The following is an 18,414-nucleotide window of genomic DNA, read 5'->3' as shown; positions in this document are numbered from 1 at the left end:
CCAATGTCGGCTTCGCTCCGTGCGCTGGCGGCGTCCCCCGGTGGGGGAAGGCACCGCAGGCGACTCAGGGGGCTTCATCCTCAAGCGGCCATCACCCGGTTTTTGCCCGAGCGTTTGGCCAGGTACATGCTCTGGTCGGCCCGCTTGAGGGCGTCTACGCTGGTTTCACTGTCGTGCAGTTGGGCCACGCCCGCGCTGAAGGTGATGAGGATTTTTTCGCTGCCCTGCAAGAAAAAGCGCGTGGTCAGCTCGCGTTGCAGCCGCGTCATGGCGGCCACGCCGCTGTCCACGTTGGTGTCGGGCAGCAGTAGCACGAATTCTTCGCCGCCGTAGCGGGCCAGCAGGTCCTGGGGGCGCATCACTTCGCGGGTGACTTGTGCCAGGTGCACCAGGGCCGCGTCGCCCACGGTGTGGCCCAGGCGGTCATTGATGTTCTTGAAGTTGTCGATGTCCAGCAGCGCCAGGCACAGGGGGTTGCCCAGGCGGCGGGCACGGGCCACCTCGCGCTCCATGGCCTCGTCCAGCCCTTTGCGGTTGAGGGTGCCGGTCAGCGGGTCGTGCCTTGCCTGGGCGCTGGCACGGTCCAGCTCTTGCTGCAGCTTGGCCACCTCGGCGTGCTTGGCGTCGGTGCGTTCGCGCAGCTCTTGCAGCTCGGTGTGGGTGAGCTTGGTGTCCAGGGCCATGGCGCGGGTGGCGGTCATCACCTCTTCGAGCACCGGGGCGATTTCCTGGAGGTTGTTGGCCTTGCCGATCAGGTCGGCGCAGCGCTCCATGGTGTCGTGGTAGGTGGTGCTGGAGGCCGTCATCTGCGCCAGGCGCTCGATGAAGGTGGCCAGCATGTCCTTCATCTGCTCCTGGGCCTCGGCCGTGCGGGCCTTGGCTTCGGTCTGCTTGAAGATCACGTCCTTCAGGCGCAGTTGCACGTCGTCCAGGCGGCGCAGCGTGAGCGGCGGGGTCGAGGCAGCCATCAGCGCCTCGGCCTGCCCGCGCAGCCAGCGGTCGTCCACGCTGAGCACGGCAATGTTCTCAAACACCATGTGCAGCAATTGCAGCAGGCTGGCGCGGATGGCGGCCTGGTCTTCGGTGGCGAACGACAGGCGGTAGGTGAAGTTGCCCAGCATGAGTTGCACGGTGGACAGTGGCGGCGCAGGTTCGCGCAGAAAACCGGTGAGCTGCCCGGCCATGTCGTGCACGCGCGCATCGTCTTCGCCCAGGGCGGGCAGGGTGTTGTCGATGAGGCGGGCCAGCAGCTCGGCAAAGTCGGGGGGCAGCACGCCACTGGTGGCGCCCTCTGGGGCGGCTGCGGGCGTTGCGGCCACAGGGCTCAGTCCCAGGTTGGCGTAGCCCACCATCACGCTTTGCAGCGCTGACCAGTCTTTGTTGGCAATGGCTTTTTCAAACTGGGTGAGCAGCCGCTTTTGGGGCGGCGTTTGCGCCGGCAGCAGGCGCTGGATGCTGCTTAACTGGGCGTCAGGAAAAGGCTGGCTGCTACGGGTGCCGGCAATCTCGTCGTAAATGGCCAGGTAGTTGTCTGGCGTAGGGGCCAGCCGGCGGGTGGCCAGTTGTTTGAGCGTTTCGCGCGCGATTTCGTAAGGTTGACGGTCTGCCATGTGCGAACACCAGTATCAAGGACAGCAAGGGTGCCCGAGTGTGACACAGCCCCGCTGCGGCGCGGTGGCCTTTTGGTGGCCTTTGGGACGTCTGCACGCCCCTGGCTGGGGCGTGGTGGCTGGCACCGTGGGCGGTCAGCCGTTGACCATGACCAGTTTGCCCATGACGCCCCGCGAGCCCATGTGGGCGTAAGCCTGGGGCAACTCGGCCATGGGCATGGTGCGGTCGATCACAGGTTTGATCTTGCCCTGCCCGTACCACTGGGCCAGCTCGGCCATCATGGCGGCATTGGCCTGGGGCTCGCGCTTGGCAAAGTCGCCCCAGAACACGCCCACGATGGACGCGCCTTTGAGCAGCGCCAGGTTGAACGGCAGCGCTGGGATGGGCCCCGAGGCAAATCCCACCACCAGGTAGCGGCCCCGCCACGCGATGGAGCGGAAGGCGGGCTCGGCAAAGTCGCCCCCCACGGGGTCGTAGATCACGTCGGGGCCTTTGCCATCGGTCAGGGCCTTGATGGCATCGCGCAGGTTCTCTTTGCTGTAGTTGATGGTGGCGTCTGCCCCGATGGAGGTGCACAGCGCGCACTTTTCATCGCTGGAGGCGGCCGCAATCACCCGGGCGCCCATGGCTTTGGCAATCTGGATGGCTGCGGTGCCCACGCCCCCGGCGGCGCCCAGCACCAGCACGGTTTCACCCGCCTTGAGTTGGGCGCGGTCTACCAAGGCGTGGTGCGAGGTGGCGTAAATCATGATGAAGGCCGCAGCGTCCACCGCCGGAAATCCTGCGGGCAGTGGCATGCACAGCGCCGCTGGCGCCAGGGTGTGGGTGCCAAAGCCCCCGGTGCCGGAGAGGCAGGCCACGCTTTGCCCCACCTGCAGGTGCTTGACGCCATCGCCCACGGCCACCACGGTGCCCGCGTACTCAGAGCCCGGCACAAACGGCAGCGGTGGCTTCATCTGGTATTTGTTCTGCACGATCAGCAGGTCGGGGAAGTTCAGGCTGGCGGCCTTGATCTCGATGAGCACCTCGCCCGCTTTGGGGGTGGGCGTGGGCAGTTCTGTCCAGGCCAGCGCGTCTACGCCAGTGGGGTTGGTGCAAAGCCAGGCGTGCATGGTTGTCTCCTTGGGTCGTTATGGGCGCGGATGATAGGTGGGGCCGGGGTGGGGCGATGTCCCACGAGCGACCCCCGGGAACCGACAGCAAAGACCCTCGGCAGGCGCCGGCCCGGGTCTCGGCCGCTTCGTGGCCAGGATGGTTGGGCCCGGGTTGATCTGTATCGCCAAAGCAGCGAATGTCCACTTGGGGCATTCTTGGGCACCCCTCCTACAATGCGCTGCAATCAGCACCCGTACCCCATGAAAATTCTCATCTCCAACGACGACGGTTACCAGGCGCCCGGAATTGTGGCGTTGTACGAGGCGCTCAAGTCTCTGGCGGATGTTGAGGTGGTGGCCCCAGAGCACAACAACAGTGCCAAGTCGAACGCGCTGACCCTGCATTCCCCCCTGTACGTGCACAAGGCGGCCAACGGGTTCCGCTACGTGAATGGCACCCCCGCAGATTGCGTGCACATTGCGCTCACGGGGTTGCTGGGTTACCGGCCCGATCTGGTGGTGTCTGGCATCAACAACGGCGCCAACATGGGGGATGACACCATTTACTCGGGCACCGTGGGGGCGGCGATGGAGGGCTATCTGTTCGGCATTCCGGCCATCGCTTTTTCACAGGTGGACAAGGGTTGGGGCGAGATTGACGCAGCGGCCGCCAAGGCGCGTGAGATCGTGGCGCAGTTGCTGCACAGCAATTTGGTGGCCCCTGTGGCGTCTTCGGCGGCAGCGCCTTGGCTGCTGAATGTCAATATTCCCAACATGCCGCTGCAAGCGCTGAAGCCCCTGAAGCTGTGCCGCCTGGGGCGTCGCCATGCTGCAGAGCGGGTCATCACACAGGAAAGCCCCAGGGGCGAGGTGATGTACTGGATCGGCGGCGCGGGGCCTGCCAAGGACGATGCCGAGGGCACGGACTTCCATGCCACGGCGCAGGGCCATGTGTCGATGACGCCCTTGAAGGTTGACCTGACAGACCACGACCACCTGGGGTATTGGGCGCAAACTGCGGCCCGCATGCAGTCTGGCGGTACTGGCGGAGGCGGGCACTGATGCAGCGGCGCCCAGGTTTCCCTGCCAAATTGCCGGGGGCGTCCAACGCCCCGGCGGCCAAGCCCCCGGCACCAGCCTTGCCCGTGGCGGGCCGGGTGACTGTGCCGACGGCGGTGGGCACGGGGCTGGATTCTGCGGCGGTGCGTGCCCGCATGGTGCAAAAGCTGGCAGCCGCAGGCATCTCTTCACCCCAGGTGCTGCAGGCCATGGGGGCGGTGGAGCGCCATCGCTTTGTCGACAGCGCCTTGGGTAACCAAGCCTACGAAGACACCAGTTTGCCCATCGGCATGGGGCAGACCATCTCCAAGCCCAGCATCGTCGCCCGCATGTGCGAGTTGCTTCTGGGTGCTGAAGGTGCGCGCGCGGGTGGGATGGGGCGTGTTCTGGAAATTGGCACGGGCTGTGGCTACCAGGCGGCGGTGCTGAGCCTGCTGGCCCGCGAGGTCTACACGCTGGAGCGTGTGCGCAATCTGCATGAAAAAGCCCGTGACAATTTGCGCCCCTTTCGCTTGCCCAATGTGCATCTGCTGTTTGGCGATGGAATGCTTGGATATGCCAAGGGCGCCCCTTACGCCGCCATCATTGCGGCGGCGGGTGGCGACTCGGTGCCGCAGGCCTGGTGCGACCAATTGGCCGTGGGGGGGCGCTTGGTGGCCCCTATGGCGGTGGCCGGTGGTCAGCAAATGTTGCTCGTAATCGACAAAACAGTGCACGGTTTGAAACAAAACGTGCTCGAGCCTGTTCATTTTGTCCCTCTAAAATCGGGGATTGCCTGAAGGGAATTGCTTATGTTCGTATCGCGTGGTCTTGTCGTTGGGTTTTCTGTGGCGATGGCGGGGGTTCTGCTGTCCGGCTGCGGCACCCGGCTGAGCAAGGCCCCAGTGGAAGATCGGGGAACGTCTTCTGGCAACGCGTCTGGCTCCAGCTCTCAGCCTGGTGTGGTGGTGGCAACCCCCATCAAGCCGTTGCCTGGCGCTGAAAATGCCGGCAAACCGGGCTACTACACCGTCAAGCCTGGGGATACCCTGATCCGCATCGGCTTGGAAAACGGCCAGGGCTGGAAAGACATTGCCCGCTGGAACAATCTGGAGAACCCTAACCTGATTGAGGTCGGGCAGGTGTTGCGAGTGAGTGCCTCAGTGCCTGCTCCCGCGCCAGCCGCCTCTGCGGCCGTTGCTTCCGACACCGGCGTGGTGACGCGTCCCGTCACATCGTCGTCTGTGACGCCAGCCGCTGCGGCCAGCGCATCCAGTGCTCCCAAGACGCCTGCCTCTGGGGCAGCGCCTGTGGTGGCTGTTGCAACGCCAACGCCTGCCGCAGCCCCTGCACCAGCGGCACCTCCCGCAGGTGCGGTCGAAGACGATGTGTCTTTCATCTGGCCTGCGTCCGGCGCTTTGTTGGCGGGGTTTGATGAGGCCCGCAACAAGGGCTATGACATCGCCGGTAAGGCTGGAGACGCGGTGCTGGCTGCAGCAGACGGCCGCGTGGTGTATTCGGGGGCTGGTTTGCGTGGCTATGGCAACCTGATCATCCTCAAGCACAACAACACGTTCTTGACAGCGTACGCCCACAACCAGACCTTGCTCGTCAAGGAGGACCAGGCGGTGCGGCGCGGTCAGAAGATTGCCGAGATGGGCAACACGGATGCAGACCGGGTGAAGTTGCATTTTGAAATTCGCCGTCAGGGCAAGCCGGTAGACCCGGCGCGCTACTTGGCGGCCCGTTGAGCGTGGCCAAGTCTGTGGCAGTCAAAGGGGCGAAAGCCCCTTTGAGCGTTTTGGAGGGCGCAAACGCAGCACCGCCCGTCGCGCAGCCTGAATCCGAAGATGGGACCCTGGGCGTCATCCAGTCTGTGGCAGAGGAGGGTTTGGAGGGCGAGCTGGCCGATGGCATTGCGGCAGAGTCTGAGTTGCGGACCATGTCTGTGCCTGTATCGCAGCACGGCGAGCGCCTGGATCGCGCTCTGGCAGAGTTGGTGCCTGAGTTTTCACGCAGCTATTTGCAGCAACTGCTGGGGCAGGGGTTGGTGGCGGTCAATGGCCGGGTGGTGCCCAAGCCGTCAACCCGCGTCAAGGCCGGTGATGCGGTGGTGCTGGAAATGCGCCCTACGTTGCAAAGCCAGGCGTTTCGTCCAGAGTCCATGCCCATTGAGGTGGTGTACGAGGACGCCCATCTGCTGGTGATTAACAAGCCTGCGGGTTTGGTGGTGCACCCTGCGCCTGGCAATTGGAGTGGTACCTTGCTCAATGGCCTTTTGGGGCGTGATGAGCGGGCTGCTTTGGTGCCCCGTGCGGGCATTGTGCACAGACTCGACAAGGACACGAGTGGCCTGATGGTGGTGGCGCGCGATCGGTCAACGATGGACGCGCTGGTGACCATGATTGCGGCCCGCGACGTGAGCCGCAAGTACCTGGCTTTGGCGCACAAGCCTTGGGCCGGGAATGCCTTGCGTGCGGTGAATGCACCAATAGGGCGTGATCCTCGCAATCGGCTGCGCATGGCGGTGGTGGATCTCTCTGCCCACGCAGGCAAGGCGGCGCGCACTGATATTCGCCTGCTGCAGTCTTGTGGGCAGGGGTGCTGGGTGGAATGCACCTTGCACACGGGGCGCACACACCAGATTCGCGTTCACATGGCCTCGCTGGGGCATGCGCTGGTAGGGGACGCGTTGTATGGCGGCTCTCCCGTGGGGGCAATACAACGGCAGGCGTTACATGCCTACCGTCTGGCCTTCAGGCATCCGGTCACAGGTGAGGACTTGGTGCTGGAGGCGCCTGTGCCTGCGGATATGCGCCTGGCGCTGTCCGATTGGGGCCTGAGCTACAATCCGTAGCAATGGGCCGTGAGGCCTGAGAATGCCCGAAGACGGAATCCCGCCGGGCCCTGTCGTATACCGACCGCGCTTTCAGCGCCCTTTGACCAATCCCTGCTATCGGTGAGCCCTTCCTGTTGCGAGGGCCATTTTCCGGAATCGCTGAACCATGAATACGGTGGATGCCAAGCGGGTCCTAGAGACTGCCCTGATCTGTGCTCCTCAGCCCGTGCCTTTGCGTGAGCTGAGGGTGCTGTTCAATGATGCCCTGGGTTCAGACACGCTGAAAATGCTGCTGCAAGACTTGCAGCGCGACTGGGAATCTCGTGGTGTGGAACTGGTGCAAGTGGCGACAGGTTGGCGCTTTCAGAGCAAGCCTGAGATGCGCGAGTATCTGGACCGCCTGCATCCTGAAAAGCCGCCCCGGTATACCCGCGCCACGCTGGAAACTTTGGCCATCATTGCGTACCGCCAGCCGGTCACCCGGGGGGATATTGAAGACATTCGCGGTGTGACCGTGAACAGTCTGATCATCAAGCAACTGGAAGACCGAGGGTGGGTGGAGGTGATTGGTCACCGGGAAACGGTGGGTCGTCCTGCATTGTTTGCAACGACCCGGCAGTTTTTGGATGACCTGGGGCTTTCATCGCTGGACCAACTGCCGGTGTTGGACGATCCTTCGTCCCACGCCAATGTGCTGGAGGCGATGGCAGCGGCCCAGTCCACAGGTGTACAAGAAGGTGGCGGGAGCGACTTGACTCCGCTGGAGGCTGCAGCTGATGTGCCGTCAGCGCCGGCTGCGGGCGCGGGTGGTGCTTTGGGCGGTGATTTGTTTGAAATGGCGGAGGACACGCTCCGCAATGACCAGGTAGATGCCAGTGATGGCGTCACAGGAACCCCACATGAATGATTCGACTCCAGTGAATGCGGAAGACCTTCCGCGCGAGCCACTTGCCCAAGATGATGCTGCACCTGCAGCACGGGCTCCACGCAAGCGTGCCGCAGCCAAAAAACCAGCATCCTCTGCGGCGGACTTGGCGAATGATGTTGGCGCTGCTGTGGAGCCAGTAGTGTCTGGCGCCGCACTGGAAAATTCTGCACCCGAGGCTTCGGCCGTTAAGCCCCGTGGCGGGCGTCCTGGTGCCAAGCCTCAGCCCTCTGCAGGTGCTGCGCAGGGTTATCAATTCTCTGACGTGGTGTCGGGCCGGTTTGACGATGAGGATGCCGAGGGCGATGCTCTGCCAGTCAAGCGGGTGCTGTTGCCACAGGTGGAAACCCCCAAGTTGCACAAGGTCTTGGCCCAGGCGGGTTTGGGGTCGCGCCTTGAGATGGAGCAATTGATTCTGGAGGGGCGGATCTCTGTCAATAATGAGCCTGCCCACGTGGGTCAGCGCATCCAGTACGGCGACCAAGTCAAAGTCAACGGCAAGCCCATTCGCTACCGTATCGACCCGCCGCCACCCAGGGTGATCGCATACCACAAGCCCGTCGGCGAAGTGGTGACCCACGACGATCCGCAAAATCGGCCCACGGTGTTTCGCAAATTACCCCGACTCCAAAATGGCAAATGGCAGTCTGTGGGGCGTTTGGACTTGAACACCGAGGGCTTGTTGCTGTTTACCAGCTCCGGAGAGCTGGCCAACAAGCTGATGCACCCCCGGTTCGGGCTGGAGCGCGAGTACGCTGTGCGTGTCTTGGGCGCGCTCAGCAACGAAGAGAAGCAGCGGCTGCTCGATGGTGTGCGCCTGGACGATGGCATGGCCGCCTTTGGCTCCATTGAAGACGGTGGCGGTGAGGGATCAAACTGCTGGTATCGGGTCACGATCTCTGAGGGGCGCAATCGGGAAGTGCGCCGCATGCTTGAGTCGGTCGGGCATGCCGTCAGTCGTCTGATTCGCATCCGATATGGCGCCATGATGCTGCCCCGAGGGCTCAAGCGCGGGGCCTGGATGGAGCTGGATGATTCCGATATCCGCTCGCTGTTGCGCGCCGCAGGTGAGGGCAACGGTGCCGCGCCTGACCGTGATGGCGATGCGGGCGCGCAGCGGCGCGCAGGTGCAAACCCCCGTGGCAAAAGTGGTGGCCCGGGTGCGCCAGCTCGCCGCAACGACCGAGGTGCTGTGGGCGCCTTTGGTGGACAACGTTCACGCCGCCGTGATGATGGTGGTGCAGGCTCGGCAGGTGATCGCCAGCGTGGTGGAGCCCAGCCCGACCCGATGAAAACGTCGGTGGGATACATCGGATCCGATAGCCTCTCCCGTCAACGCCAGGCGCAACGCGCCCCGGGTGGCGGGGGCGCTCGACGCGGCCGTGGTCGCTCTTGATCGCGCAGCACGGTTAGAATCGAGGGTTTTGTCTGCTAGGCAAAAGAATTTTAGTAACATTTATTCAGGAATATCAACATGGCTATCGAACGCACTCTCTCCATCATCAAGCCTGACGCAGTGGCCAAGAACGTGATCGGCCAGATCTACGCCCGTTTTGAGGCTGCTGGCCTCAAGGTGGTGGCTGCCCGCATGGCCCACCTGTCGCGCCTGGAAGCAGAGCAGTTCTACGCTGTGCACAAGGCACGTCCTTTCTTCAAGGACCTGGTGGACTTCATGATTTCCGGCCCTGTGATGATCCAGGCTCTGGAAGGCGAAAACGCCATCCTGAAGAACCGCGAGCTGATGGGCGCTACCGATCCTAAGAAGGCTGACGCTGGCACGATCCGCGCTGACTTTGCAGACAGCATCGATGCCAACGCCGTGCACGGTTCTGATGCTCCTGAAACAGCGCAAGTGGAAGTTGCCTTCTTCTTCCCTGGCCTGAACATTTACTCCCGCTGAGATGGCGGTCCCCATGACCTGTCCCACCTGTGTGGGGTGTATGTGCCATGGGGACAGCTGCGAGCGGTCTCGCGCAAGGCTGCCGCAATGACCACCAACCTCCTTGAATTTGACCTGGATGCGCTGATCGCTTTCTGTGAGCGATTGGGCGAGAAACGTTTTCGCGCGACCCAGTTATTTCGTTGGATTCACCAGCGCGGGGCCAGCGATTTCGATGCCATGAGCGATTTGGCCAAGGCATTGAGAGAAAAGCTCAAAGGTTGCGCGCACATCGAAGCGTTGCCTGTCATCAGTGAGCATGTGTCTGCGGATGGCACCGTCAAATGGCTTTTTGACGTGGGCGATGGAAACGCGGTGGAGTCGGTCTTTATCCCCGAGGATGATCGAGGCACCTTGTGTATTTCATCCCAGGCCGGTTGTGCCGTGGGGTGTCGCTTTTGCTCCACGGGTCACCAAGGTTTCAGCCGCAATCTCACTTCGGGTGAGATCGTTGCGCAGCTTTGGTTTGCCGAGCATGCGCTGCGTGCCCGGTTGAATACCTCTGACCGGGTGATTTCCAATGTGGTGATGATGGGCATGGGTGAGCCCTTGCAGAACTACTCTGCGTTGGTTCCGGCTTTGCGCGTAATGCTGGACGACCATGGGTATGGTCTGTCCAGGCGGCGGGTGACGGTTTCTACATCAGGCGTTGTTCCGATGATGGATCGGTTGGCCCAAGACTGCCCTGTGGCGCTGGCGGTTTCGCTGCATGCCCCGAATGATGCCCTGCGGGACAACTTGGTCCCGCTCAATCGCAAATATCCCATCCATGAATTGCTGGATGCCTGTCAGCGTTATTTGGAGCATGCTCCGCGTGACTTCATCACCTTCGAATATTGCATGCTGGACGGCGTCAATGACCAAGCTGAGCATGCCAGGCAGTTGATTGAGCTGGTTCAACCCGCACGCGGTCGCGGTGTTCGGTGCAAGTTCAATCTGATTCCATTTAATCCATTTCCAGCATCGGGTTTGACGCGATCGCCGCAGAATCAGGTGCTTGCTTTCGCCAAATTGCTCAGCGATGCAGGTATTGTCACGACAGTTCGTAAAACGCGCGGTGATGATATCGATGCTGCTTGCGGGCAACTGGCTGGAGATGTTAAGGACAGAACGCGCGCTGCAGAGCGCATGGCTAAACAACGCACCATTGTGCTGAAGCCGATAGCTTGATTCACTGACACAAAGAGGGGCGTTGTATGGTGAGATTGGTGGGGCGTATTCGAATCTATTGCCGTGGGGCGCTTTGGGTGTTGGGTGTAGCAAGCACGGGTTTTCTACTTCCTGGTTGTGCGACAAATGGGGGGGTGCAGGCCTCTGACACCAGTTCCAGTGTGGTGACGCCCTCTGACGAGTCAGACGTGCGTCGGCGTGCCCGCATCCGGCTTGAGTTGGCGGCCAAGTATTTCGAAAACGGACAGGCCAGCGTCGCGTTGGATGAGGTCAAGCAGGCACTCGCAACCGATCCCACCTATGTAGATGCCCTCAATATGCGTGGGTTGATTTACATGCAGCTGAATGATGTGGCCCAAGCGGAGGACAGCTTCCGCCGTGCGATTTCTATGCGTTCTACAGACTCGAATCTGCTGCATAACTATGGCTGGTTGCTCTGTCGGCAAAGAAAGTATGCAGAAGCAGATCAGCAATTCGATAGGGCGTTGGCGAACCCCGCTTACGTAGCCAGAAGCAAGACCTTGATGGGCAAGGGTCTGTGTCAGTCGAGTTCTGGAAAATTAGAGGATGCCGAGCAGTCCTTGCTCAAGTCATACCAACTGGATGCCGGCAATCCGGTGGTGAGTTATCACCTTGCTTTGCTGCTGTTTCGCCGCCAAGAACTGACGCGCGCGCAGTTTTATATTCGGCGATTGAACAACAGCGGCATGGCCAACTCCGAGTCCCTTTGGCTGGGAATTAAGGTCGAGAAGGCGCTGGGCGACAACGTAGCAATGCTTCAGTTGGCTGACCAACTGCGCAAGCGCTTCCCAGAGTCTGCTGAGATGGGTGCGTACCAGCGTGGAGCCTTCAATGAGTGAGCCCACGGTTGCCTTGGCATTGGCTCAAGACGGTGCGACTCAGCCCACTGCGGGTGAAATTTTGCGCAGTGCCCGTGAGGCGTCGGGTGTTCACATTGAGGCGTTGGCAGTGGCCCTGAAGGTGCCTGTCAGCAAGCTGGAAGCGTTGGAGTCCAATCGGCTTGAGTTGCTCCCCGATACCGTATTTATGCGGGCTTTGGCTTCCAGTGTGTGTCGGACACTCAAGCTGGATCCTGCGCAAGTCTTGTCTCTTCTGCCTCAGTCAAAAAATCCGCGCTTGATTCCTGAGCGATCCGATATCAACACACCCGTGAAAAGTGTGGCAGGCAAGACTTTTGTTTCCAACGGTGGTTCGAGACATTCGTCGTGGTTGATGTTCGGTGTGTTCGTGCTGTTGATTGGAGCTGCTGCCGTTTTTTATTGGCCTGCTGGCTTTCAGCCTTGGAATTCGGGACCACTCTCCTTGGTGGGTAGCGCCGCTGTTACCCCTTCGGGCCATGAGGCGTCGGCTTCAAAGACTGAGGAGATCGCTGCTGCTGTTCAGCCGCCGGTGGCGGTAGAGCCAGCGCCTGCTGTCATCAATACGGTTGCCAGTAGTGCGGTTGCCTTGCCCGTGGTCCCTTCTCCTGCAGTCGCTCCACCCGCTTCTGCTGCGTTGCCAGCGATCGCTGATACGTCTGCTGCATTGTTGATGCTGCGCGCGCGAGGGGACTCCTGGGTTCAAGTGCGTGATGCATCAGGGCGCGTGGTTTTCGAGAAGAAGTTAGCTTCAGGCGATGCAGCACCCGTGTCGGGGGTTTTGCCCTTGAGCGTGGTTGTGGGGCGTGTCGATGTGACTGACGTCTTCGTTCGTGGCAAGCCCCTGGAGCTGAATGCTGTGTCGCGTGAGAACGTCGCGCGCTTCGAGGTGAAATAGTGAGCAACTTCACAAACGTTTCCGATCCCATTCCGTTGGTGACTCCTGCCGTGCGTAAATCTCGCCAGGCGCGAGTGGTTTGGGGCGATCGTGTTGTCACGGTGGGTGGTGGTGCCTTGGTACGCGTGCAGTCGATGACCAACACGGATACCGTCGACGCTATCGGCACCGCGATTCAAGTCAAAGAGCTCGCCCAGGCTGGCTCTGAGTTTGTGCGCATCACGGTCAATACGCCTGAAGCCGCGGCGGCCGTTCCATACATCCGTGAGCAACTGGATCGTATGGGTGAGAACGTTCCGCTTGTGGGTGATTTTCACTACAACGGGCACACGCTCCTCACGCAGTTTCCTGCTTGCGCAGAGGCTTTGTCAAAGTACCGGATCAACCCGGGAAATGTAGGCAAGGGTGAGAAGCGTGATCGCCAGTTTGGTCAGATGATTGAAGCTGCGATGCGCTGGAATAAGCCCATTCGCATCGGCGTTAACTGGGGGAGCCTGGACCAGGAGTTGCTGGCGAGTTTGATGGATGTGAATAGCCGCCGAAGCCAGCCTTGGGATGCCCGTCAAGTCATGTACGAGGCGCTGATTTCCTCGGCTATTGAATCTGCGCACCGCGCAGAGGAAATGGGGATGGACGGCAACCAGATCATTTTGTCGTGCAAGGTAAGCGGTGTGCAGGACCTCATCGGTGTGTACCGTGAGTTGGCACGCCGGTGTGACTACGCATTGCACTTGGGGTTGACAGAGGCAGGTATGGGAACCAAAGGCACTGTGGCGTCTGCTGCAGCCCTTTCGGTGCTTCTGCAAGAAGGAATTGGCGACACGATCCGCGTGTCCTTGACACCCCAACCTGGTGAGTCTCGGAATCAGGAAGTCGTGGTTGCTTCCGAGATTTTGCAGGCCCTGGGTTTGCGCGTATTTGTCCCTAGTGTGACGGCTTGCCCTGGCTGTGGGAGAACCACCAGCACGACCTTTCAAGAGCTTGCCAAGCAGATTGATGACTTCTTGCGCTCGCAGATGCCGGTGTGGCGTGTCAAGTACCCCGGTGTTGAGGGATTGCGTGTGGCTGTCATGGGCTGCATTGTGAATGGCCCTGGGGAGAGCAAGCATGCGGATATCGGTATCAGCTTGCCTGGCACGGGTGAGTCGCCTGCGGCCCCCGTGTTTATCGATGGAGAAAAAGCCCTGACTCTGCGTGGCGAGAACATTGCCGCCGAATTCCATCAGATCGTTGAAAGCTACATTGAACGCCGATTCGGTGGCGTGGTTGCTGCCTAGCCATCTCTCGATGAGGTGCGCGTTTTTTGCACCCTTGAAATATCAGATTTTAGAAAAGCAAAGCTGTGAGCACAGACAAAGTCGTAACCGCTTCAAAGGCGGAAAAAGTGACCTCGGTGAAGGGGATGAACGATATCTTGCCCCCAGACTCCGCACGTTGGGAATGGCTGGAGGGTAAGGTTCGTACGCTGATGGATCGCTACTCCTACCGCAACATCCGCACCCCCATTGTGGAGCCTACAGCGTTATTTGTGCGCGGCTTGGGCGAGGTGACGGATATCGTGGAAAAAGAGATGTATTCGTTTGAAGACCGTCTCAACGGAGAGCATTTGAGCTTGCGCCCAGAAGCCACTGCTGGCGTTGTGCGGGCTGTCTCTGAAAACTCCATGCTCTATGACGGTGGGAAACGCCTTTATTACATGGGGCCTATGTTTCGTCACGAACGGCCGCAGCGTGGAAGATATCGCCAGTTTCACCAGATCGGTGCCGAAGCGCTTGGCTTTCCAGGGGCGGAGGTGGATGCGGAGCTGATACTTCTGGCCAATTCTTTGTGGCGCGAGTTGGGATTGCAAGGCGTGCGCCTGGAGTTGAATAGCCTTGGTCAGCCGCAGGAGCGACAAGCCCACCGGGCAGCGTTGATTGCGTACTTGGAGCAACACAGCGAATCCCTTGACGAAGAGGCCCGTCGCCGACTCCATAGCAATCCGCTGCGTATCCTGGACACGAAGAACCCTGGGCTGCAGGCCATTGTGAATGCGGCGCCGAGATTGATCGATTTCTTGGGTCCAGAGTCACTGGCCCACTTTGACAGGGTCAAGGCGATTTTGGATGCGAATGGTGTGGCATGGACCCTCAATCCGAGGTTGGTCCGTGGCATGGACTATTACAACCTCACTGTTTTTGAGTTCGTGACGGACCAGCTTGGGTCTCAGGGCACTATCTGTGGTGGCGGGCGCTATGACTATTTGATGGAGCAAGTGGGTGGTAAGGCCGCTCCTGCCGTCGGCTGGGCTTTGGGAGTTGAGCGTGTGTTGGAGTTGTTGAAAGAGCAGGACAAGGCCGCGATTTCGTTAGCCCCCGATGTGTATGCCGTGATTCCCAGCACCTCATCCCTCCCTGTGGCAATGAGGACGATGGAGCAACTCCGTGCTTTGGGCCTCTCTATTCAGATGCACGCATCGGCATCTGCTGATGGCTCGATGGGTAGCATGAAATCCCAATTCAAGCGGGCCGATGGCAGTGGTGCTGCGTACGCGCTCGTTTTTGGTGATGAAGAGCTAACGCGTGGCGTCGTATCCATCAAGTCACTCCGCGATGGGGTGGGGGCCCAGGTCGAGCAATCCTTGGAAACCGTTTCTCTTTGGGCTGGCAACCTACAATCGCGCCCAACCAACTGAACTGACGTAAAGCATTCATGGCAAATCACTTAGATCTGGAAGAACAAGAACAGCTTGATCAGCTCAAGCATTTTTGGAACACCTGGGGTACACCTATTTCGGCAGTCTTGCTGGTGGTGATGGGGGGGCTTGCGGCTTGGAATGGCTACCAATATTGGCAGAATCGACAAGCCTCCCAGGCGGCTGCTTTGCTGGATGCCGTAGAAGTTGCCGCCCAAGCAAAAGATCAATCACGTGTAGAGCAGGCGTTTACCGATATCAAGGCGAAGTACTCTGGCACGCCACAGGCTGATATGGCGGGTTTTGCTTTGGCAAAGACGATGCAGGAAGCTGGCAACCTGGATGCTGCTAAATCCGCGCTTGGTTGGGTGGCCGAGCAATCTACGGATGCGGGTTACAAGGCCATTGCCAAGCTGCGGTTGTCTAGTGTGCTGATGGAGCAAAAGCAGTTTGATGCAGCTTTGCAGCAATTGCAGGGCAGCTTCCCGCCTGAGTTTGAGGGTGTCGCAGCCGACCGCAAAGGTGATGTTCTGATGTTGCTTGATCGCCGGTCAGACGCTGTGGTTGAGTACGGCCGGGCCTACAAGGCACTGGATGAAACCATTGAATACCGGCGCATGGTGGAAGTCAAACTGAATGCACTGGGTGTCGATCCTCAAAGCACGTCCTCTGGTGCCATTGCTTCGCCGGATGTAAAGAAATGAAATCAATAGCTTCCATGTCTTCACTTCGTCCGTCCAGATGGTGTGCGCGAGTTGCTCCTCTGGTGATTGCAATCGCTTTGAGCGGCTGCTCCATGTGGGGTGGAAGCAAAGCTGTCGCCCCTGATTTGGGAGAAAACATCCCGGTTCTGGGTGTTCGTCAGGCTTGGAGTGCCAAGGTTGGCGCTTCGTCTGGCGCAGCGTTGGATGTCCGTGTTCAGGACTATCGGGTGACGATTGCATCGTCCGAAGGTAGCCTGGTTGCGATTGACGCCCGAACCGGTGGTGATTTGTGGCGTGCAAGTCTTGGGGAGCCTTTATCGGCTGGCGTCGGTGCTGACGCTCGGTATACGGCGGTTGTCTCTCGATCCAATGCCCTGATCGTGCTGGACCAGGGTAAAGAAGCGTGGCGTCAAAGTCTTGCTTCGCAGGTATTTACGGCACCTTTGGTCGCTGGTGGCCGCGTATTCGTCTTGGCTGCAGATCGTTCGGTTTCAGCGTTTGATTTGAATACGGGGCGAAAGCTCTGGAACCAGACACGGTCCGGAGGCGAAGCCTTGGTCTTGAGGCAAGGTGGCGTGATAGCTGCTGTGGGTGATACCTTGGTGGTTGGTATGTCAGGTCGACTGGTCGGATTGAATCCTGACACCGGGACGGTCCGTTGGGAGGCTCCTTTGGCCAGTCCACGTGGAATCAATGACGTTGAGCGTTTGGTGGAGTTGGTGGGACGCGTCAGCCGTGTGGGGGATTCGGTTTGTGTGCGTGCATTCCAAGCCTCTGTGGGCTGTGTGAATGTGGTCCGAGATCGGGCTAGTGTTGTTTGGTCTCAGCAGGCCAGTGGCTCTGAAGGTGTTCACGGGGACTCTGAAGCCATCTATGGGACTGAGAGCAATGGACATGTGATTGCTTGGCGCCGCGATGATGGAACACGCTTGTGGTCTTCTGATCGACTCAGGTTGCGAAAGTTGACAGCACCCTTGGTCTTGGGGCGATCTGTGGTCTTGGGCGATGAGTCCGGTTGGGTCCACTTTTTGTCGCGTGCCGATGGCGCACCTCTGAATCGCGTCATGACTGATTCCTCGGGCATGGTTACGGCCCCAGTGGTTGCTGCAGATACTTTGGTTGTTGTCACGCGTAGTGGCGGCGTGTACGGCTTCCGTCCAGATTGATAGTGATAGGTATTGAATGAAGCCAGTTATTGCCCTTGTCGGGCGCCCAAATGTTGGGAAGTCAACACTTTTCAACCGTTTAACCAAATCGCGGGACGCTATCGTTGCTGATTTTGCGGGTCTCACGCGTGATCGTCACTATGGCAATGGGCGGCAGGGCAAGCACGAGTACATCGTGGTGGACACTGGTGGATTCGAGCCAGATGCCTCTGCGGGGATTTACCGCGAGATGGCCAAACAAACCCAGCAAGCGGTTGCCGAAGCTGATGTGGTCTTGTTTATCGTGGATGCTCGCGCTGGCGTTTCCGCACAAGACCATGACATTGCCAAATACCTGCGACGCCTGAGCAAGCCCTGCCTGCTTGTGGCGAACAAGGCCGAAGGTATGGTGGAGGGTGTTCAGCTTGCTGAGTTCTATGAGTTGGGTTTGGGGGCTGTGGTCCCTGCATCCGCGGCCCATGGCCAGGGTATTCGCGGCATCGTCGATGCCGCGTTTGCTCTTCTCAACATCCCCGACCTTGATGATGAGGCGGTTTCGGAAACTTCCTCTGATGTCATCAAGCTGGCTGTAGCAGGGCGACCTAATGTCGGGAAATCGACGTTGATCAATACTTGGCTGGGTGAGGAGCGCTTGGTCGCTTTTGACATGCCGGGTACCACGCGAGACGCGATTTCTGTGCCGTTTGAGAAAAATGGTCAGAAATTTGAGTTGATTGACACGGCGGGCTTGCGACGCAAAGGGCAGGTCTTTGAGGCGATCGAAAAGTTTTCGGTGGTCAAGACCCTGCAGGCGATTGAGTCCTCCAACGTCGTCTTGCTGCTCTTGGATGCGACCCAAGGGGTGACAGATCAAGATGCTCACATCGCTGGGTACATTCTTGAGAGTGGGCGGGCTGTTGTGATAGCAGTGAACAAATGGGATGCTGTGGATGATTACCAGCGTCAACTGCTCGAGCGTTCTATCGAGTCTCGGCTGTCCTTTTTGAAATTTGCATCTTTGCACTACATCTCTGCGAAGAAGAGGCAGGGCCTTGGTCCGTTATGGGCATCCATTGCGCAGGCACACAAGGCAGCAAACTGCAAAATGCCTACACCTGTCTTGACAAGGTTGCTATTGGAGGCTGTGCAGTTTCAGAGTCCTCAGCGATCAGGCATGTTCAGGCCCAAGCTGCGTTATGCCCACCAGGGTGGCATGAATCCACCAGTGATCGTGATCCACGGTAACTCGCTGGAACATGTGACGGCGGCGTATAAGCGGTTCCTTGAAGGTCGTTTTCGCAAAGAGTTTGAACTGGTCGGTACGCCACTGAGAATCGAGATGAAAACGTCTCACAATCCCTTCAAGGACGGCGAGAGCTCGTAGCTTGGTGGCTTCAAGGCGCTTGAACCAATGGTTCGGTGGGTTGACTGTCCATCGGGGCCAAAGGGCAATGCATCATTTCACCTGCCAGCTATCCTTGGTGTGGTATGGTCCTGCT

General features: G+C 59.7%; 17 protein-coding genes. 15 read left to right on the top strand and 2 right to left on the bottom strand.

Features of this window, described 5'->3' with window-relative positions:
• Window positions 1-80: 80 nt before the first annotated feature.
• Window positions 81-1,610 (bottom strand): diguanylate cyclase, encoded by a 1,530-nt coding sequence (locus tag CLU88_RS08855; RefSeq protein WP_099656272.1) that lies wholly within the window; start codon window positions 1,608-1,610, stop codon window positions 81-83.
• A 135-nt stretch (window positions 1,611-1,745) separates the two neighbouring features.
• Entirely contained in the window at window positions 1,746-2,723 is a 978-nt protein-coding gene (locus CLU88_RS08850; RefSeq protein WP_099656271.1) for an NADPH:quinone oxidoreductase family protein, read from the bottom strand.
• A 243-nt stretch (window positions 2,724-2,966) separates the two neighbouring features.
• Between CLU88_RS08850 and surE the strand changes: the two genes are divergently transcribed.
• The 15 genes from surE to der all read left to right on the top strand — a co-directional run bounded on the left by surE (window position 2,967) and on the right by der (window position 18,299).
• The gene (gene surE / locus CLU88_RS08845; protein ID WP_099658742.1) at window positions 2,967-3,767 is read left to right on the top strand and encodes a 5'/3'-nucleotidase SurE; all 801 of its coding nucleotides are present in this window, start codon (window positions 2,967-2,969) and stop codon (window positions 3,765-3,767) included.
• Window positions 3,767-4,543, top strand: a complete 777-nt coding sequence (locus CLU88_RS08840; RefSeq protein ID WP_099656270.1) for a protein-L-isoaspartate(D-aspartate) O-methyltransferase — start codon at window positions 3,767-3,769, stop codon at window positions 4,541-4,543. The genes surE and CLU88_RS08840 overlap by 1 nt, the downstream gene beginning before the upstream one ends.
• 12 nt (window positions 4,544-4,555) lie before the next feature.
• Window positions 4,556-5,494, top strand: a complete 939-nt coding sequence (locus CLU88_RS08835) for a peptidoglycan DD-metalloendopeptidase family protein (RefSeq protein ID WP_099656269.1) — start codon at window positions 4,556-4,558, stop codon at window positions 5,492-5,494.
• Window positions 5,495-5,496: 2 nt separating this feature from the next.
• On the top strand, window positions 5,497-6,600 hold the full coding sequence (locus tag CLU88_RS08830) for an RluA family pseudouridine synthase (protein WP_369827617.1): 1,104 nt from the start codon (window positions 5,497-5,499) through the stop codon (window positions 6,598-6,600).
• Window positions 6,601-6,748: 148 nt separating this feature from the next.
• Window positions 6,749-7,489 carry an SMC-Scp complex subunit ScpB gene (gene scpB, locus CLU88_RS08825; RefSeq protein WP_099656268.1) on the top strand — a complete coding sequence of 247 codons (741 nt, stop codon included), beginning with the start codon at window positions 6,749-6,751 and terminating at the stop codon, window positions 7,487-7,489.
• The gene (locus tag CLU88_RS08820; protein WP_099656267.1) at window positions 7,482-8,903 is read left to right on the top strand and encodes a pseudouridine synthase; all 1,422 of its coding nucleotides are present in this window, start codon (window positions 7,482-7,484) and stop codon (window positions 8,901-8,903) included. The genes scpB and CLU88_RS08820 overlap by 8 nt, the downstream gene beginning before the upstream one ends.
• A 78-nt stretch (window positions 8,904-8,981) precedes the next feature.
• Entirely contained in the window at window positions 8,982-9,407 is a 426-nt protein-coding gene (gene ndk / locus CLU88_RS08815; protein ID WP_099656266.1) for a nucleoside-diphosphate kinase, read from the top strand.
• A gap of 87 nt (window positions 9,408-9,494) precedes the next feature.
• Entirely contained in the window at window positions 9,495-10,616 is a 1,122-nt protein-coding gene (gene rlmN, locus CLU88_RS08810) for a 23S rRNA (adenine(2503)-C(2))-methyltransferase RlmN (RefSeq protein ID WP_099656265.1), read from the top strand.
• 26 nt (window positions 10,617-10,642) lie between these two features.
• Window positions 10,643-11,476 carry a type IV pilus biogenesis/stability protein PilW gene (gene pilW / locus CLU88_RS08805; RefSeq protein WP_099656264.1) on the top strand — a complete coding sequence of 278 codons (834 nt, stop codon included), beginning with the start codon at window positions 10,643-10,645 and terminating at the stop codon, window positions 11,474-11,476.
• Complete coding sequence (locus tag CLU88_RS08800; RefSeq protein ID WP_099656263.1) at window positions 11,469-12,392, top strand: RodZ domain-containing protein; 924 nt, start codon at window positions 11,469-11,471, stop codon at window positions 12,390-12,392. The genes pilW and CLU88_RS08800 overlap by 8 nt, the downstream gene beginning before the upstream one ends.
• Window positions 12,392-13,669 (top strand): flavodoxin-dependent (E)-4-hydroxy-3-methylbut-2-enyl-diphosphate synthase, encoded by a 1,278-nt coding sequence (gene ispG, locus CLU88_RS08795; protein WP_099656262.1) that lies wholly within the window; start codon window positions 12,392-12,394, stop codon window positions 13,667-13,669. Before CLU88_RS08800 ends, ispG begins: the two co-directional genes overlap by 1 nt.
• A gap of 125 nt (window positions 13,670-13,794) precedes the next feature.
• A complete protein-coding gene (hisS, locus tag CLU88_RS08790) occupies window positions 13,795-15,066 on the top strand; it encodes a histidine--tRNA ligase (protein WP_233205588.1) in 1,272 nt (423 codons plus the stop codon).
• A gap of 17 nt (window positions 15,067-15,083) precedes the next feature.
• Window positions 15,084-15,770, top strand: a complete 687-nt coding sequence (locus tag CLU88_RS08785) for a tetratricopeptide repeat protein (RefSeq protein ID WP_099656260.1) — start codon at window positions 15,084-15,086, stop codon at window positions 15,768-15,770.
• A 14-nt stretch (window positions 15,771-15,784) separates the two neighbouring features.
• Window positions 15,785-16,936, top strand: a complete 1,152-nt coding sequence (gene bamB, locus CLU88_RS08780; protein ID WP_099658740.1) for an outer membrane protein assembly factor BamB — start codon at window positions 15,785-15,787, stop codon at window positions 16,934-16,936.
• Between the two features lie 16 nt (window positions 16,937-16,952).
• Window positions 16,953-18,299: a ribosome biogenesis GTPase Der gene (gene der, locus CLU88_RS08775; protein ID WP_099656259.1), complete on the top strand. Its 1,347-nt coding sequence runs from the start codon at window positions 16,953-16,955 to the stop codon at window positions 18,297-18,299.
• Window positions 18,300-18,414: the final 115 nt, after the last annotated feature.

The sequence above is a fragment of the Acidovorax sp. 56 genome (genome assembly GCF_002749705.1).
Lineage (GTDB): Bacteria > Pseudomonadota > Gammaproteobacteria > Burkholderiales > Burkholderiaceae_C > Acidovorax.
Note: the sequence above shows the minus strand (reverse complement) of the source record. Positions and strands in the feature narration are given on the sequence as shown.

Bases quoted from the DNA above. Each gene is read 5' to 3' on its own strand.
- CLU88_RS08800 (WP_099656263.1), top strand. From the start codon at position 11,469: ATGAGTGAGCCCACGGTTGCCTTGGCATTGGCTCAAGACGGTGCGACT.
- surE (WP_099658742.1), top strand. From the start codon at position 2,967: ATGAAAATTCTCATCTCCAACGACGACGGTTACCAGGCGCCCGGAATT.
- hisS (WP_233205588.1), top strand. From the start codon at position 13,795: ATGAACGATATCTTGCCCCCAGACTCCGCACGTTGGGAATGGCTGGAG.
- CLU88_RS08785 (WP_099656260.1), top strand. From the start codon at position 15,084: ATGGCAAATCACTTAGATCTGGAAGAACAAGAACAGCTTGATCAGCTC.
- bamB (WP_099658740.1), top strand. From the start codon at position 15,785: ATGTCTTCACTTCGTCCGTCCAGATGGTGTGCGCGAGTTGCTCCTCTG.
- CLU88_RS08820 (WP_099656267.1), top strand. From the start codon at position 7,482: ATGAATGATTCGACTCCAGTGAATGCGGAAGACCTTCCGCGCGAGCCA.
- CLU88_RS08835 (WP_099656269.1), top strand. From the start codon at position 4,556: ATGTTCGTATCGCGTGGTCTTGTCGTTGGGTTTTCTGTGGCGATGGCG.
- rlmN (WP_099656265.1), top strand. From the start codon at position 9,495: ATGACCACCAACCTCCTTGAATTTGACCTGGATGCGCTGATCGCTTTC.
- CLU88_RS08840 (WP_099656270.1), top strand. From the start codon at position 3,767: ATGCAGCGGCGCCCAGGTTTCCCTGCCAAATTGCCGGGGGCGTCCAAC.
- der (WP_099656259.1), top strand. From the start codon at position 16,953: ATGAAGCCAGTTATTGCCCTTGTCGGGCGCCCAAATGTTGGGAAGTCA.
- CLU88_RS08855 (WP_099656272.1), bottom strand. From the start codon at position 1,610: ATGGCAGACCGTCAACCTTACGAAATCGCGCGCGAAACGCTCAAACAA.
- scpB (WP_099656268.1), top strand. From the start codon at position 6,749: ATGAATACGGTGGATGCCAAGCGGGTCCTAGAGACTGCCCTGATCTGT.
- ndk (WP_099656266.1), top strand. From the start codon at position 8,982: ATGGCTATCGAACGCACTCTCTCCATCATCAAGCCTGACGCAGTGGCC.
- pilW (WP_099656264.1), top strand. From the start codon at position 10,643: ATGGTGAGATTGGTGGGGCGTATTCGAATCTATTGCCGTGGGGCGCTT.
- CLU88_RS08850 (WP_099656271.1), bottom strand. From the start codon at position 2,723: ATGCACGCCTGGCTTTGCACCAACCCCACTGGCGTAGACGCGCTGGCC.